Here is a 15,931-nt window from a genome sequence, read left to right as displayed (position 1 = left end):
GGTCCGCCGGGCGCGGCAATATCAGCTGATGAACATGGCGTCGCCAAAGGAGAAGAAGCGGTATTTCTCCCGCACCGCCTCCTCATAGGCGGCCAGCACGTGCTCCCGCCCGGCGAAGGCGGACACCAGCATGATGAGGGTGCTCTCCGGCAGGTGGAAGTTGGTCACAAGGCCGTCCATCACCTTGAAGCGGTAGCCGGGGTAGATATAGATGTCCGTCCAGCCGGACTTGGCCTCCATGTGTCCGTCCTCGGCGGCCCAGGATTCCAATGTCCGACAGGAGGTGGTGCCCACACAGATGCACCGGCCCCCGCCCTTCCGGGTCTCGTTGATGAGGTCCGCCGTCTCCTGGGGGATGGTGCAGTACTCGCTGTGCATGGGGTGGTCCTCAATGGTGTCCTCCTTCACGGGCCGGAAGGTGCCCAGGCCCACATGGAGCGTCACATACCCGATCTTTACGCCCTTGGCCCGGATCTTCTCCAGCAGCTCCGGGGTGAAGTGGAGCCCCGCCGTGGGGGCGGCGGCGCTGCCCAGGACCTTGGAGTACACGGTCTGATACCGCTCCTGGTCCTGGAGCTCCTCCTTGATGTAGGGGGGCAGAGGCATCTTGCCCAGCCGCTCCAGCGTCTCCAGAAAGATGCCCTCGTAGTCGAAGCGGATCAGGCGGCCGCCCTCCTCCAGCTGCTCCACGATCTCGGCGGTCAGCTCCCCGTTGCCGAAGGACAGTCTGGTGCCCTTGCGGAGCTTCCGGCCCGGGCGGACCAGACACTCCCACACCTTGTCTCCCCTGTCGTTCAGCAGCAGCACCTCGCAGATGCCGCCGCCGGGCAGCCGCTGTCCCACCAGACGGGCGGGCAGCACCCGGGAGTTGTTCAAAATCAGGCAGTCGCCGGGGTTCAGGTAGTCCGGCAGGTCGTAGAAATGGTGGTGTCCCGTGGCGCCGCTCACCCGATCCAGGGTCATCAGGCGGGAGGTGTCCCGCTTCTCAATGGGGGTCTGGGCGATCAGCTCCTGGGGCAGGTCGTAGTAAAAATCACTGGTCTTCATGTTGCTTCCTTCTCATTACCGGACACGGATGCCGGTGAAATAAAATTCCAAAATGTCGATGTAGTCGTGGCCCTGCTCCGCCATGGCCCTGGCGCCGTACTGGCTCATGCCCACGTTATGGCCGTTTCCGGTGCCGGTGATGGTGATGCCGCCCCGGGAGGCGGAGCCCCGCCCGCCGGAGCTGCCGCCGGTGAGGTCCGCCGTTCCGGAGGCGGAGATGGCGGCGTGGTCCTCCCCCTCTAGGCGGCTGACGGTGCCGCTGCCGGAGATGACGGACGCACCGTCCAGAGCCGACAGGGTGCCGGAGGCGCTGTTCACCGCGTAGCTGCTGCCGCCCCCGGTGCCGCCGGTGATGGTGAACCGCAGGCTGGGGACGTTCTTGCCCAGGGTGGTGCTGTAAAAGGCCATCCGGGCATCGTCCCCCGTGCGGACCAGGGTCTTTCCCCGGCTGTCCACAAAGGTCACGGAATACACGTTGCCCAGATCGGTGACTTCCGATACATAGGCGTCCACCACGTCCCCGATGTCGTAGCCGCTGTTCTGCAGCACCCAGGTCAGCTCCTCCCAGGTATAGGTGACCGTCCACCTGTAATCAGGAATGGAGATCTGCGCCTCGTAGGGGTCTTCCTTTCCCCGGAGATAGGGCACGTCGGTGCCCCAGACGTTCTCCGCGTCCTCGGTGGCGCCGCCGTCGGAGGAGTGGTAGTAGGCCTGGGCCAGCTCGCCGTCATAATAGAGGCACTCCCCCTCCGTCTCCTCCACCGCCCGGTCCGTGGCGGAGGTGGCCTCACCGATGCCGCTGTACGCCTGGCAGTCTGTGGAGCTGCAAACGTCGAATCCGTAGGCGGACAGGTGCTTGGTGGTGAGGCAGGCAAAGGTCCGGGCGCACACGGCCTGGGCCTTCAAGGCCTCCAGCTCCCAGTTCCCCGGCATTTCAGAGGGCAGAACGCCCTTCACATAGTCCTCCAGGTCCACCACGTTCACCACCTGCAGCCCGCCGCCGCTGACGGTGTACTCGAACCCGCCCCGGTAGCGGTTCCCCCGGAACCAGGTGACGGGGTCCCGGCCCTGGGGCATCACGGCCAGGGTGTCCTCCCTGCTCTCATAGAGGACCCGGTCTGTGCCGGTGATGGTCACCTGGATGCCGTCCCGGCCTGCCGGCTCCATGGTGATGGCGGTCTCGTCCGTCTCACCCAGGGACACGAAGGTCCGGTCGTCCTCGAAGTACCCGAACTCGTAACCGCTGCCCTCATCGTTTTCCAGGTTGGCGGAGGACATGACGGAGGAGCCGTACCGCAGCCCCACCTTCACCGTATCATTGGTGACGGCGGAGGCGCTGACAGTACCCAGGGCGTAAAATGTCACAATCAGCGACAGCAGGAACAAGCCTTTTTTCATGGAACCTCCCCAAGCCATGCACCTTGACGGAATCGCAGAAGTATGCTAATATATGTACAAATGTCCGTGCTGGAAGTACAGGCTTTCTACATCAATATGGATCATTATAGTACATTCCGGCGCCATATTCAACCAAAATCGACGGAAGGCATCGCGTTTTTCCGCCGCAACATGGGAGCAGGAGGCACATACTATGAAACAGTACAAAGTCGGAATCATCGGCGGCACCGGCATGGTGGGCCAGCGCTTCATCACGCTGATGGAGCATCACCCCTGGTTTCAGCTGACGGCCATCGCCGCCAGCGCACGCAGCGCCGGCAAACCTTACGCCGAGGCGGTGGCGGGCCGCTGGGCCCTGGACGTCCCCATGCCGGAGGAGGCCAAAAATCTGGTGGTCCTGGACGCGGAGCAGGACGCGGAGCGGCTGGCCTCCATGGTGGATTTCTGCTTCTGCGCCGTGGACATGAAGAAAGAGGAGATCCGGGCCCTGGAGGAGAAATACGCGAGACTGGAGTGCCCCATCGTCTCCAACAACTCCGCCCACCGGTGGACCGACGATGTACCCATGGTAGTCCCGGAGATCAACGCGGACCATCTGGCGGTGATCGAGGCCCAGCGCAAGCGCCTGGGCACCCGCCGGGGCTTCATCGCCGTGAAGAGCAACTGTTCGCTCCAGAGCTACGTCCCGGCCCTGCACCCCCTGAAGAAGTACGGCCTGGACAAAATCCTGGTCTGCACCTATCAGGCCATCTCCGGCGCCGGCAAGACCTTCCAGCGCTGGCCGGAGATGGTGGATAACTGCATTCCCTACATCGGCGGCGAGGAGGAGAAGAGCGAGCAGGAGCCGTTGAAGCTGTGGGGCCGCGTGGAGGACGGGAAGATCGTCAGGGCCGACGGCCCCTCCATCACCGCCCAGTGCTTCCGGGTGGCCTGCCAGGACGGTCACATGGCCGCGGTGTTTATGAAATTCGCGGACGGCAAGGCCCCCTCCATAGAGCAGATCAAGGCCGACTGGGCCGCCTTCCGGGGCGTACCCCAGGAGCTGGAGCTCCCCTCCGCCCCCAAGCAGTTCCTCCACTACTTTGAGGAGCCTGACCGGCCCCAGACCCGGCTGGACCGGAACCTGGAGCACGGCATGGCCGTGTCCGTGGGCCGCCTGCGGCCGGACACCCAGTACGACTACAAGTTCGTGTGCCTCTCCCACAACACCCTGCGGGGCGCTGCGGGCGGCGCGGTGCTCCTGGCGGAGCTGCTGTGCGCCAAGGGATACATGGACTGATTCCATCTCATACATCCACAAAAGAGACGGCTTGCCGGAGTTGGCAGGCCGCCTCTTTTATCCTCAGACCTGCATCAAATTTAGGAATTGGAAATTTGAAATGGAGGTGTTCCGCCGCAGGCGGAACGATTTTAAATTTCCAAGCTCCACCGGGCACCAAAATTTCTAATTCCCCATTTCCAGCTGAAAAGGAGCGTGTGTACATTGAAAAAGCCTCTCTTCACCGGGTCCGGTGTGGCCATTGTCACGCCCTTTACCAAAGAGACCGTGGATCTCCCCACCCTGGGGAAGCTGCTGGACTTTCAAATGAAAAACGGCACCGACGCCATCATCGTCTGCGGCACCACCGGCGAGGCCAGCACCATGAGCTACCGGGAGCGGATGCGGACCATCGAGTTCTGTGTGGACCACGTGGACGGGCGGCTGCCGGTGATCGCCGGCACCGGCTCCAACTCCACAGAGAACGCCCTGGCCCTGTCCCGGGACGCGGAGCGGGCCGGGGCCGACGGATTGCTGCTGGTGACGCCCTACTACAACAAGGCCAGCCAAGCCGGGCTCATCCGCCACTTCCAGGTGATCGCCGACGGCGTGGATGTGCCGCTGATCCTGTACGACGTACCCTCCCGCACCGGCGTCACCATCGCGCCGGAGACGTATGCGGAGCTTGCCAAGCACCCCAACATCAACGGCGTCAAGGAGGCGGGGGGCAATTTCTCCAACATTCAGAAGACCCGGAACCTGTGCCCGGAGGACTTCTCCATCTGGTCCGGCAACGATGACGAGACAGCGGCCATCTGTATGCTGGGCGGCAAGGGCGTCATCTCCGTAGTGGCCAACGTCCTGCCGGCGGAGATGCACCGGCTGACGGAGCTGTGCCTGCGGAACGACTTCGCCGCCGCCGGAAAGCTGCAGCTGGAGCTGAAGGACTTCTGCGACGCCATGTTCTGCGACGTGAACCCCATCCCCGTCAAAACGGCGCTGAACCTGCTGGGCTGGGACGTGGGCCCCCTGCGCCTGCCGTTGTGCGACCCCACCGAGGCCGGGCTGGAGAAAATCAGGGCGGCCCTGGAAAAGCACGGGCTGACCTCCAGAGTATAAGCCACAGCCGCCCGGCTTTCGCCGGGCGGCTGCTGTTCGGTTTATTTCCGGGTACTGCCGCCGTACTGCTCCGAGGACAGGCGCACCTGGGCCTCTCCATCGCCGATGCCGGTGATTTCCACCGTCAGCTTGTTCCGCAGGTCGGCGCTCTCCCCTTCCTGGACCTGGAAAGCCCGGACCAGCGTCTCTCCGGCGGGGATGCGAACCATGGAGAACAGCTCCTGGTTGATATGGCCCACGGTCCAGGGGCGGAAGACACGCACCAGGATGTCCTGGTCCCCCTGGTTCTCGATCACCAGGGCGGCATAGGGCAGCTCCGGCATGAAGTGGAAGGTGTACGTCAGATCCGCCCCCTGGAGGGCCACGCCGTCCACGAACCGCCCCAGATAGGCGGCGGGATCCAGCACCGCCGGGTCCACCTCGGTTAACACCCCGCAGCTGACGCCATACTCCGGCACGGTGGGCGTCTCCATCTGCCGCTGGATGAGTTCCTCCCGGATGGGCGAGTCCTCTTCCAGCCCGTGTCCGACGATGACGGAGGTGCCGTCCCCCACCTGAATCTCCGCCTTCTGGTCGCCGATGGCGACGATGCGCTCCGTGCCGTCTTCGTTCTGCGTGGTCCTTCTGGAGAAGAACTCAGCCCCCGTCCAGTAGATGGGCTGGCCGTTCCCGTCTAGACGGGGATTGCCCTCCGCATCTACTGCCGCCTCAGTGCCGAAATCAATGCAGTTCAGGTCCTCCCGGTACACCGCGCCGTAGACCATGTCCAGCACCTCCGCCGCGGTCTCGGCGCTGATGAAGTAGTGGTCCTCCCCGTTTTCATCAGTGTAGGTCAGCACAGTGGGGATCTGCGCTCCGTCCTCCGTAGTCCAGGCAGCGCCGGCAGGTACCTGTTCCTTGCCGAACAGAGCCACACCCGCCTCGCCGTAGGCCACCTGTCCGTTCAGCGTCCCGCTCTGAGGGACAGCGGGCGGCCTGGTCTCCCCCGCCAGGGAGGCCCCCACCAGCCCCACCAACAGCAGCATGGTGCTCATGCCCGCGATAAAGGGAATGTAATTGCGTTTCATCAGATTCCTTCCTTTCCTGTCACCAGGTCACATTCCTGGCAATCTCCAGCAGCTCTTCGGCGGACAGGCCCTTCCCATGGAGGGCGAAGATGTAGGGCCCGTCCGTCCACAGCAGGTCTTTTTCTGTGCTGTCCGTCTCCTCTTCCACCAGCAGGCCCAGGCGGCCGTTGACCTCCACCTCAGAGCCCTGGCAGGCGGTCCCCTTGGAACCCACCAGGTCCTCTCCCTGGGTCTGCATCAGTGTGAAGGAGGCATCCTCCCCCCTTCGGTACGCCAGACTTCGCTCCCCGCGGATCTCACTGGTGCTGCCGCGGACCAGGATGAAGCCCTCCGGCACACAACGCAGTTGGGCGTCCTGGAAAGGCCGGGTGGTGGTGTGCTCCAGGCGGATAACGTACCGCAGTTCCCCGTCCGTCTGGGACCAGTAGATCTGGCAGTCCGTCCGGTCCCCCGCCCCCACCGAGAGTCCCGCCGCCAGGGCGCCCAGCACGGCGGCCGCCGCCAGCAGGGCCCGCCAGTGCCGCCGTCTCCGCTGACGGCGGAGCAGCGTCGCCATCCGGGCCTCGAAGTCCGGGGAGAAGTCATGGACGCAGTCCTCCCGGTCCGGCAGAGCGGAGAGGAATTTCTCCGCCGCCTCCGGCGCCGCCGCGTACAGGGCCTCCTCTGAGATCATCATGGCGTCTCCCCCCTCTCATCCAGAATTTCCGCCAGCTTCTTCCGGGCCCGGTGCAAGGTCTGGGTCACGGCATCAGGGGTGGCGGAGAGAAATCCCGCGATCTCCCGGGCGGAATAGCCGTTGTAGTATTTTAGCAGAAGCACCTCCCGGTACCGGGGCGGCAGGGATGCCATGGCATCGGCCAGACCGCCGCCCTCCGGCGGTGCGGACCAGACGGTCTGTTCATCCAGCTCCGTCTCCGGATGGCGCTGGCGGGAGCGATATAGGTCGATGGCCTTCCGCTCCGCCACCGTCACCACCAGATTCCGCGTCCGGGGACAGGGGCCGTCGGGGATAGTCGCCATGTGCTCCGCCAGCTTCACGAAGGACTGGTGCACCGCGTCCTCTGCGTCTTGTGGATTTTTCAGGATGTGATAGGCCACATGGTACATGAGGCCCCGGTAGGCCAGGTACAGCGCTTCAAACCTGGTCCGATCATCCGCTGTCTCCATGGTTGCCAGATATTCCAGCATGGCGTTCCCTCCTGTCCCTCTGCTCTCTATGACGCTGGAGCGGGCGCAAATCTGACGGCCGGATTTGAAAATTCATGAAAACAGGCGGGAGTACTCCCGCCTGTTCTGCTATGCAGCGCCCAGCTCCGCCTCCTGCTGCCGGACCGAGGCCTCCATGGCCTCCAGGCTGTCCAGGGACAGCAGATCGCTGAATATATAATTCTGCAGCTCCAGCCCCGGAATACCAGTCTGGAACTCCCCGTTTTCCGTGCTGGCCAAAAGGATGCTGTCCTGGAGGAGACCTCGCAGCTCCCAGAAAAACCCGGCGATGGCCTCCGGGTCAAACTGGTGTTCCTCCCGGCCAAAGTTGATGTCAAAGGTTACCGACCTGTTGTCCGATGTGTATGCCTGCCCGTTCCCATCAAAGGCCCACAATTCATAGGCGTATTCCGCCCAGCCCTGGTACATCTCCGGCTCGTATTGCAGCAGGTAGTCCTCGCCATCGATCTTGCAGGCAAATACGCTGGTCCAGCCGGCATGGGACGGATGGGCTCCGGCGGACCACAACTCCACGCCGTCCTGCCGGATGACCTGCAGGATATACCAAGCGGGATAGTAATCTGTCTCCGGGGTGAGCACCGTCACCAGCTCCGTGGTCTCCGGCATGCCGTCGTGGTCGAAGTCGTAGTCCTCCGACAGTACCTCTGTGGTCTGTTCCAAAGCGGAGCCAGACAGCGTTCCGTCCTGGTTCATACGCACGGTGCAGCGGTAGGTGTGGGGCTCCCCTGCGTCCCCACCCCGGCCGACCGTCAGCAACAGGGTGTCCATGTCCGGCCATGTGCCCCAGTCCTCCGGGAGAAATTCGTACTCCGGGATGGGGCTGCCGTCCGGCAGGGTGAAGTCCCAGCTGATCCAGCAGGCGGTGGAGATGACCTTCACCTGGGTCCAGGTCCGGCCGCCATAGGCGATAGCCACCAGATTATTTGCCGGAGACCACCGCGCCGACTGCCAGAGCGCCCCTTGGTCCTGCCAGAGAAGTTCACCGGTCTCCGTGTCCACGATCTGCAGGAATTCCGGCACCACGTATCCGCTGACATACATCTCACTCTTTCCCGCTGTCCGGACCTGGAACCGCCCGTTGGGGGACAGGGTCTCTCCCTCCACCTGGGCTACCGGTGCGGCCTCCAGAGGCGCTTGGTACTCCGCCGTCTCCTGCCGCTGTGCCGCCATTTTGGGGGACGCCACCCCCGCTGTGACCGCCGTGATAACTGCCAGTGCCAACACGCCAAAAATCCGCCGTTTGTCCATGAAAAACCACCCCGCAAGCTGTTTTGCAAACAGTTTACAGGGTGGTTTTGCCTGATGTCAACTACAATCCAGTAACAGCTCAGCCGTTCAGCCGGGCAAGCATCTCCTCCCGGGCCCCGGCGATATACGCATCGTAGGTGCACATCTTGTCGATGAGCTTCCCGTCCACGAACTCCATGACCCGGTTGGCGATGGTCTGGACAAACTCATGGTCGTGGCTGGCGAAGAGGACCACGCCCTTGAAGTCGATCAGGCCGTTGTTGACGGCGGTGATGGACTCCAGGTCCAGGTGGTTGGTGGGCTGGTCCAGCACCAGGGCATTGGAACCGAACAGCATCATCCGGGACAACATGCACCGGACCTTCTCGCCGCCGGAGAGGACCTTGACGGGCTTGTACACGTCGTCGCCGGAGAACAGCATCCGCCCCAGAAAGGACCGCTTGAAGGACTCGGTGCCCTCCTCCGCGTTGTCGGCGGTGTACTGGCCCAGCCAGTCCACCAGATTCAGGTCGCAGTCATTGAAGAAGGCGGAGTTGTCCAGGGGGAAGTAGCTGGTGGTGATGGTGGTGCCCCACTTGAAGGTGCCCGCATCCGGCTCCAGCTCCTCCATCAAGATCTTGAACAGCGTGGTGGTGGCGATCTCGTCCTCCCCCACGAAGGCGATCTTGTCGCCCTTGTTCACCCGGAAGCTGACGTTGTCCAGCACCTTCCGGCCGTCCACGGTCTTGGTGAGGCCCTCCACCGCCAGAATCTCCTTGCCCGGCTCCCGGTCCATCTTGAAGCCCACGAAGGGATAGCGCCGGGAGGAGGCGGGCATCTCCTCCACCGTCAGCTTGTCCAGCAGCTTCCGGCGGGCGGTGGCCTGCTTGCTCTTGGACTTGTTGGCAGAGAAGCGGGAGACGAACTCCTGGAGCTCCTTGATCTTCTCTTCCTTCTTCTTGTTCTGGTCCCGGATCAGCCGCTGCATCATCTGGCTGGATTCGTACCAGAACTCGTAGTTGCCCACATACATCTTGATCCCGCCGTAGTCCACGTCCACGATATTGGTGCACACGGTATTCAGGAAGTGGCGGTCGTGGCTCACCACGATAATAAGGCTCTCGCACTCCAGAATGAAGTCCTCCAGCCACTCCACGGCGTGGATGTCCAGGTGGTTGGTGGGCTCGTCCAGCAGGATGATGTCCGGCTTGCCGAAGAGGGCCTGGGCCAGCAGCACCTTCACCTTCTCCTTGGCGGTCAGCGTGCTCATCTCGCTGTACAGAATGTCCTCGGACAATCCCAGGCCCTGGATCAGGCGGCTCACGTCGCTCTCCGCCTCCCAGCCGTCCATGTCGGCAAACTCCGCCTCCAGTTCGCTGGCCTTCACACCGTCGGCGTCGGTGAAGTCCTCCTTGGCGTAGAGGGCGTCCTTCTCCTTCATGATATCGTAGAGCCGCTGGTTGCCCATGATGACCGTGTCCAGCACCGTGTACTGGTCGTACTGGAAGTGGTCCTGCTTCAAAACGCTCATCCGCTGATCCTTGGAGATCACCACCTCGCCGGTGGTAGGCTCCAGATCCCCGGAGAGGATCCGCAGGAAGGTGGTCTTTCCGGCGCCGTTGGCGCCGATGATGCCGTAGCAGTTGCCGGGGGTGAACTTCAGGTCCACGTGCTTGAACAGGGTCTGTCCGCTGAAATTGAGACTGACGTCATTGACTGTGATCATAGCTTGTATCCTTTTTCATATCTGCGTATTTCATCGCGGCAGTAGGCGCGTTTTCCGCGCCTGCTGCCGCTCTGTGATCCGATTAGCCCTCTTCCGCGATCTTGCGGCCCATGAGGGTGCCCATGACAGAGGCCATCATCAATCCCCGGGTCCAGCCGGAGCTGTCGCCCAGGCAGTGGAGGCCCTGGAGGCTGGTGTTGAAGTCGGTGTCCATCTTCACCCGGTTGGAATAGAACTTCAGTTCCGGGGAGTACAGCAGCGTCTCATAGGCGGCGAAGCCCGGCACCACGTAGTCCATGGCCTGGATGAAGTTGATGATGTTGGTCATGGCCCGGTAGGGCATGGCGGCGGTGATGTCACCGGCCACGGCGTCCGGCAGGGTGGGCCGGATGTTGGACTGGGCCAGCTCCTTCTGCCAGGTGCGCTTGCCATCCAGAATGTCCCCGAACCGCTGGACCAGGATCTGGCCGTTGGCCAGCATGTTGGTCAGCTCGCCCACCTTCTGGGCATAGGCGATGGGCTGGTTGAAGGGGATGGAGAAATTGTGGGAGCACAGGATGGAGAGGTTGGTGTTGTCGCTCTTCAGGTCCTTGTAGGAGTGGCCGTTCACCACTGCCAGGTTGTTGTCGTAGTTCTCCTGGCTGACGAAGCCTCCGGGGTTCTGGCAGAAGGTGCGGACCTTGTTCTTGAAGGGCTTGGGATAGCCCACCAGCTTGGACTCGTACAGCACCCGGTTCACCATCTCCATGACCTCGTTGCGGACCTCCACCCGGACGCCGATGTCCACAGTGCCGGGGGCGTGGGCGATGTTGTGCTCGGCGCAGAGCTTCTCCAGCCAGTCGGCGCCCCGGCGGCCGGTGGCCACCACGGTATGCTTGGCGTAGATCTCCAGGTCCGTCTTGCCGTCGGAGATGGCCACGCCCTTGCAGACCTCGTTCTCCAGGATCAGGTTGCTGCACTCATAGCCGAAGTACATCTCCACCCCGTTCTCCTGTAAGTACCGCTCGATGGCGAGGTAAATGCCCTGGGCCTTCTCGGTGCCCATGTGGCGGATGGGGCAGTCCACCAGCTTCAGCCCCGCCTGGATGGCCCGGCGGCGGATCTCCTTCCGCTCCTCCTCGTGGCCCAGGCCCTCGATGTGCTCATCCGCGCCGAACTCCAGGTAGATCTGGTCGGCGTAGTCGATGGTCTCCTGGGCCAGGTCCGCCCCGATCAGGGTGGGCAGGTCGCCGCCCACCTCATAGCTGAGGGAGAGCTTGCCGTCGGAGAAGGCGCCGGCGCCGGAGAAGCCGGTGGTGATGTGGCAGTAGGGCTTGCAGTTCACGCACTTCTTGGTCTTGTCCTTGGGGCAGTGGCGCTTTTCCACCGGCTGTCCCTTTTCCACCATGACGATCTTCTGGCGGCTGCCCTTCTTAATCATCTCCAAAGCGGTGAAGATACCGGCGGGGCCGGCGCCAACAATGACAACATCTGCGTTCATAGTCTTCTCTCCTCGTTTTTCCTCATTTGGCTGACAGGTCCACCCCGCGGCGCACCAGGGAATACGGCGGCACCGCCTTGGGAAGGTCCATATAGAATTTCATCTGTGGGGTGCGGGGTTCCACCAGGGGCGCCCCCGCCTCGTCCCGCATCTCCGGCACGGTTATGGAGAAGGGCCGCAGATCCGGGCCCACGATCTCCACCGTGTCCCCGGCGCGGAACTTGTTCCGCAGGGACAGCACGGCGTGCCCAGCGCTGTCGCAGTCCGTCACCACCGCCGCCACCTGCCATTCCCGGACATAGCGGGAGGTGGCGTAATACTGGCCCGGCGGGCCGTAGTAAAAGCCGGTGGAGTAGGGCCGGTGGCTCACGTGCTCCACCTCGTCCCGCCACACGGGATCGACGGACTCCCCTGCCGCCGCGGCGTCCAAACAGTGGCGGTAGGCCCCGGTGACGATGGCCGCGTAGTAGGCGGACTTGGCCCGGCCCTCGATCTTCAAACTGGAGAGGCCCGCGCCGCACAGGTCCCCCAGGTGGTCGATCATGCACATGTCCCGGGAGTTCAGGATATAGGTGCCCTGCTCGTCCTCAAACACCGGGAAATACTCTCCCGGACGCTTCTCCTCCACCAGGGCGTACTGGTACCGGCAGGGCTGGGCACAGGCGCCCCGGCTGGAGTCCCGGCCGGTCATATAGTTGGAGAGCAGGCACCGCCCCGAGTAGCTGACGCACATGGCGCCGTGGACGAAGGCCTCGATCTCCAGGTCCGCCGGGGTCTTGTCCCGGATGGTGCGGATTTCCTCCAGACTCAGCTCCCGGGCCAGGATCACCCGGCTGGCCCCCAGGTCGTGCCAGGCCCGGGCGGTCTCGTAGTTGCAGATGCTGGCCTGGGTGGAGATGTGCCGCTCACACCGGGGGGCGTACTTCCCCGCCATGGTAAAGGCCCCCAGGTCCGCCACGATCAGGGCGTCCACCCCGGCGTCCGCCAGCCGTTCCAGGTGCTCCGGCAGGCGGGCCGCCTCGTCGTTCCGGGGCATGGTATTGATGGTGCAGTGGACCCGGACGCCGTGGCTGTGGGCAAAGGCCACCGCCTGGGGCAGCTCCTCATCGGAGAAGTTCCCCGCAAAGGCCCGCATCCCAAAGCTGGTGCCCGCCAGATACACTGCGTCCGCGCCATAGAGCACGGCCATTTTCAGCCGCTCCATGTCCCCCGCCGGGGCCAGCAGCTCCGGCTTGTCCCGCTTAACCGCCATAGGAGCTGCTGTTGACGAACGCGTTGTGTTCCGCCAGCGTGGTGGAGAAGTGGTGCTTGCCGTCCGTGCCCAGGGCGTAGTAATAGTAGTCCGTGCTGTTGGGGTTCAGCGCCGCGTCGATGGAGGCCAGGCCCGGGTTGGAGATGGGCGTGGGGGGCAGGCCCGCGTTCTGGTACAGGTTGTAGGGGGAGTCGGTCTGCATGTCCGCGCTGGTGATGGGGCCGGTGTGGTCCGGCAGCGCATAGAGCAGAGAGGCGTCGATCTGCAGCAGGCCGTAGGTCCCCTGCTTGTTGCCGGAGCCCTCCAGCCGGTTGTAAATGACAGAGGCGATGTTGGCCTGATCCGTGCCGTCGGTCTCCTCCTCGATCAGGGAGGCGATGGTGATGATCTCCTGCAGGGAGTAGCTGGACTCCTCCACCTGGGTCATCCGCTCCTCGTCCATGCGGCTGACAAAGTTGCGGATCAGCCGGTCCAGGGCGTCCTCGGCGTTATGGCCCACATAGAACTCATAGGTGTCCGGGAAGAGGAAGCCCTCCAGTCGGCTCAGGTCCTCGGATTCGTTGTCGATGAAGTCGTAGTCAAAATCGCCGGTCTGGGCGGCCTCGGTCAGGGCCTCCTCCGTGTTGACGCCCTTTTCCGCCAGCAGGGCGATGGTCTGGCGGACGGTGTAGCCCTCCGGAATGGTGACGGTCACCGTCTCCGCGCTCAGGTTGCCGGAGGAGCTGCGCATCCCAGCGATCAGGGCGTGGTAGTCCATGTCGGTGTTCAGCTCATAGGTGCCGATGCCCACCTCTTCGCTGGCGCCGGTGACGGCCGCGAACAGGCGGAAGAACCACTTGTAGCGGATCAGTCCGGCGTCCTGCAGCTTTTCCGCGATGCTGCCCATGTCGTCATCCGCGGTGATCTCAATGGTGATCTTGGTGGTGGAGGGGATGTCCCGGCTGAAAGCACACAGGTCGCTGGCCAGCAGCCAGCCCACGCCAGCCAGGATGGCCGAGGCCACCAGCACGCACAGGATATACAGGACCGGGTTGATCCGGCGGCGCTTGCGCCGCCGCCGCTGCGGCTGCTGGGACGGATTGCCCTGGCTCCTCCCCGTATGGCCCGCCTGGCTGCGGCGCACCTGGGACGCGTCCCAGCTGGCGGTATCGCCGTTTTTGTAATCAGACATAGGAACCTCCATTTTCTCGCCCCGGCGGCGCGCCGCCGGAAACGTCCCGGGATGGGGAAGAAATCTTCCCCTCCCTGCAATTTTTTTCAGCGGCCAGGCTCCCTTTGGAAGCCGGGCGCATAGAATGTCTCAAAGCGAGGTGACAATCATGTGCTTCAACAACGGAAACAACAATTGTTCCTGCCTGTGGCTCATCATCATCGTCGTGCTGATCTGCTGCTGCTGTGGCAGCGGGAACGCCCTCGGCGGCAATAGCTGCGGCTGTGGCTGCGGCTGCGGCTGCGGGTGCGGCAACGACGGCTGCAACAACGGCTGCTGCTGACGGCTGCGGAGAAAATGGGGCGTGTTCGTCCCATTTTCTTTGCTCCCGTCGGGGACAGCCCCTAGTTCAGCAGCGGCTCCACCCGAGAGAGCACCTCCCGGCGGATGTCCTCCACTGTCCGGGGCGCGTCCCCGGCGGCGCAGTCGATCACCGACCAGCCCAGATCCCGGGCAATCTCGCGGGCGCCCTCCCGGCAGCGGCGGAGATAAGCCCCGTCCTGCTCGTGAATGTCCGCAGCGGTGGCGGTCGCCTGCTCCCGATGCCGGAGCATCTTCTCAGACACCTCTGTGGGCAGATCCAGGTACAGCACCAGGTCCGGCGCGGGCAGGCCCATGCGGCCGTATTCCAGGTCGAAGAGCCAGTCCAGAAATGCCTGCCGCTCCCCTTCCGGGAGCTTGGACGCCTGGTGGACGGCGTTGGAGGTGGTGTACCGGTTGGCCACCACGATGCCGCCTTCCTCATAGAACCCGCCCCAGTCCTCCTTGTAGGAGGCGAAGCGGTCCACGGCGTACAGCACCGACGCGGCGTAGGCGTTCACGTCCCCGGGCCTGTTGCCCAGGGCTCCGTGGAGGTAGAGGTTCGCCGGTTCGGCAAAGGGGTTGCCATACCGGGGAAAGTCGATCTCCCGATATGCGATGCCCCGCTGGGCCAGGGTCTCGCACAGGAGCTTTGCCTGGGTGGCCTTGCCGGAGCCGTCCGTGCCCTCGAATACAATCAGTTTTCCGCTCATCTGTGTCTCTTCTCCTGCTTGACATGGATTAAAAACAGCGGCAGCTTCATCATCCGGCCGATGCGGCGGGGCTCCTTGCACAGGCGGTAGAACCACTCCAGCCCGTGGTCGGTCCAGAATTTTGGGGCCCGCTCCACCACGCCGGCGAATACGTCCAGACTGCCCCCCAGGCCGCACAACAGCCGGGCGCCTGTGGCGGCGCCGTTCTTCGCCATCCACTTCTCCTGCTTGGGGGCGCCCAGGCAGACGAACACTACGTCCGCGCCGCTTTGGCGGATGGCCGCTACCACCGGGCCGTCCTCCTTGAAATAGCCGTCGTGGGTGCCGGCGATCCGCAGCCCCGGATGGGCCGCGGCCAGCTTCGCTCCCGCCTGCTCCGCAACACCGGGCTTGGCGCCCAGGAGGTAGAGGGACTTCCCTTCCTCCGCCAGTTTATCCATCAAATGGGTCGCGAATTCAACGCCCGGCGTCCTTTCCTTCAGAGGCGTCCCCAGCATGGCCGCGCCCTTGATGACGCCGATGCCGTCCGGCAGCACCAGATCCGCGCCGTTCACCGCGGCCCTGGCCCCGCTGTCCTCCCGGCAGACCTCCACGATCTCCGGATTGGGGGTCACCACATAGTGGGGGCCCGGACTGCGGACCAGCTCCATCCCCCGCTCCACGGCCTCTGCCATGGTCAGGTTGTCAAAGCCGACGCCCAGCACGTCGATGCGCATGAAATCACCTCGCTACATACTCATACAGGATAGCAGTATACCACAAGCCGCCGCGTTTGTCCAACCAAAAATCAACAGGGACGCCAAAAACCGGCGTCCCTGCTGAACGATTCAGTTTTCCGGCGCCGGTACCGCCTGCTTTTTCCGGAAGTCCGGCAGCTGGGCCAGCACCACGGCCGCCAGCATCAGCA

Annotated in this window: 16 protein-coding genes; 3 read left to right on the top strand and 13 right to left on the bottom strand. The window is 63.7% G+C overall.

All coding sequences use genetic code 11. The features are described 5' to 3' along the window. Positions 1-21: 21 nt before the first annotated feature. Both queA and QVE23_RS01250 read right to left on the bottom strand, forming a co-directional pair. Positions 22-1,047 (bottom strand): tRNA preQ1(34) S-adenosylmethionine ribosyltransferase-isomerase QueA, encoded by a 1,026-nt coding sequence (gene queA, locus QVE23_RS01255; protein WP_025545288.1) that lies wholly within the window; start codon positions 1,045-1,047, stop codon positions 22-24. 15 nt (positions 1,048-1,062) lie between these two features. Beyond that, a complete protein-coding gene (locus QVE23_RS01250) occupies positions 1,063-2,445 on the bottom strand; it encodes a SpoIID/LytB domain-containing protein (RefSeq protein ID WP_021750224.1) in 1,383 nt (460 codons plus the stop codon). Positions 2,446-2,638: 193 nt separating this feature from the next. Here QVE23_RS01250 and asd point away from each other — a divergent pair, with 193 nt between their 5' ends. Together asd and dapA are read left to right on the top strand one after the other, a co-directional pair. Next, positions 2,639-3,724 carry an aspartate-semialdehyde dehydrogenase gene (gene asd, locus QVE23_RS01245; protein WP_025545280.1) on the top strand — a complete coding sequence of 362 codons (1,086 nt, stop codon included), beginning with the start codon at positions 2,639-2,641 and terminating at the stop codon, positions 3,722-3,724. 204 nt (positions 3,725-3,928) lie between these two features. Then, the gene (gene dapA / locus QVE23_RS01240; RefSeq protein WP_119310959.1) at positions 3,929-4,822 is read left to right on the top strand and encodes a 4-hydroxy-tetrahydrodipicolinate synthase; all 894 of its coding nucleotides are present in this window, start codon (positions 3,929-3,931) and stop codon (positions 4,820-4,822) included. A gap of 41 nt (positions 4,823-4,863) precedes the next feature. Here dapA and QVE23_RS01235 read toward each other — a convergent pair whose 3' ends face one another. The 8 genes from QVE23_RS01235 to mltG form a co-directional block, all read right to left on the bottom strand. Beyond that, entirely contained in the window at positions 4,864-5,889 is a 1,026-nt protein-coding gene (locus tag QVE23_RS01235; protein WP_287967455.1) for a hypothetical protein, read from the bottom strand. A 19-nt stretch (positions 5,890-5,908) separates the two neighbouring features. Then, positions 5,909-6,565 carry a DUF4367 domain-containing protein gene (locus QVE23_RS01230; protein ID WP_136891744.1) on the bottom strand — a complete coding sequence of 219 codons (657 nt, stop codon included), beginning with the start codon at positions 6,563-6,565 and terminating at the stop codon, positions 5,909-5,911. Beyond that, on the bottom strand, positions 6,562-7,077 hold the full coding sequence (locus QVE23_RS01225) for an RNA polymerase sigma factor (protein ID WP_287967454.1): 516 nt from the start codon (positions 7,075-7,077) through the stop codon (positions 6,562-6,564). Before QVE23_RS01225 ends, QVE23_RS01230 begins: the two co-directional genes overlap by 4 nt. 108 nt (positions 7,078-7,185) lie before the next feature. Beyond that, on the bottom strand, positions 7,186-8,364 hold the full coding sequence (locus QVE23_RS01220) for a hypothetical protein (RefSeq protein WP_256264501.1): 1,179 nt from the start codon (positions 8,362-8,364) through the stop codon (positions 7,186-7,188). A gap of 79 nt (positions 8,365-8,443) precedes the next feature. Further along, on the bottom strand, positions 8,444-10,069 hold the full coding sequence (locus QVE23_RS01215) for an ABC-F family ATP-binding cassette domain-containing protein (protein WP_119310961.1): 1,626 nt from the start codon (positions 10,067-10,069) through the stop codon (positions 8,444-8,446). A gap of 82 nt (positions 10,070-10,151) precedes the next feature. After that, on the bottom strand, positions 10,152-11,549 hold the full coding sequence (locus QVE23_RS01210; RefSeq protein ID WP_021750642.1) for an NAD(P)/FAD-dependent oxidoreductase: 1,398 nt from the start codon (positions 11,547-11,549) through the stop codon (positions 10,152-10,154). A 22-nt stretch (positions 11,550-11,571) separates the two neighbouring features. Then, positions 11,572-12,801 carry a peptidase U32 family protein gene (locus QVE23_RS01205; protein ID WP_119310962.1) on the bottom strand — a complete coding sequence of 410 codons (1,230 nt, stop codon included), beginning with the start codon at positions 12,799-12,801 and terminating at the stop codon, positions 11,572-11,574. Beyond that, positions 12,791-13,972, bottom strand: a complete 1,182-nt coding sequence (gene mltG, locus QVE23_RS01200; RefSeq protein WP_119310963.1) for an endolytic transglycosylase MltG — start codon at positions 13,970-13,972, stop codon at positions 12,791-12,793. Before mltG ends, QVE23_RS01205 begins: the two co-directional genes overlap by 11 nt. A gap of 148 nt (positions 13,973-14,120) precedes the next feature. On the opposite strand from mltG, the gene QVE23_RS01195 reads away from it, so the two are divergent. Next, positions 14,121-14,294 carry a hypothetical protein gene (locus QVE23_RS01195; protein ID WP_502919053.1) on the top strand — a complete coding sequence of 58 codons (174 nt, stop codon included), beginning with the start codon at positions 14,121-14,123 and terminating at the stop codon, positions 14,292-14,294. Between the two features lie 61 nt (positions 14,295-14,355). Here QVE23_RS01195 and QVE23_RS01190 read toward each other — a convergent pair whose 3' ends face one another. The 3 genes from QVE23_RS01190 to QVE23_RS10985 form a co-directional block, all read right to left on the bottom strand. After that, positions 14,356-15,024, bottom strand: a complete 669-nt coding sequence (locus tag QVE23_RS01190; RefSeq protein ID WP_021750647.1) for a dTMP kinase — start codon at positions 15,022-15,024, stop codon at positions 14,356-14,358. Further along, on the bottom strand, positions 15,021-15,740 hold the full coding sequence (locus QVE23_RS01185) for a WecB/TagA/CpsF family glycosyltransferase (RefSeq protein ID WP_025544771.1): 720 nt from the start codon (positions 15,738-15,740) through the stop codon (positions 15,021-15,023). Before QVE23_RS01185 ends, QVE23_RS01190 begins: the two co-directional genes overlap by 4 nt. A 4-nt stretch (positions 15,741-15,744) precedes the next feature. After that, a partial coding sequence (locus tag QVE23_RS10985) for a hypothetical protein (RefSeq protein WP_502919052.1) occupies positions 15,745-15,931 on the bottom strand: 187 nt, incomplete at its 5' end.

It is taken from the genome of Oscillibacter sp. KLE 1728, assembly GCF_934833455.1.
In the GTDB taxonomy this organism is placed as follows: Bacteria; Bacillota; Clostridia; order Oscillospirales; family Oscillospiraceae; genus Oscillibacter; species Oscillibacter welbionis.
The sequence above is the reverse complement of the archived record's forward strand: the minus strand, read 5'-3'. Positions and strand labels throughout refer to the sequence as shown.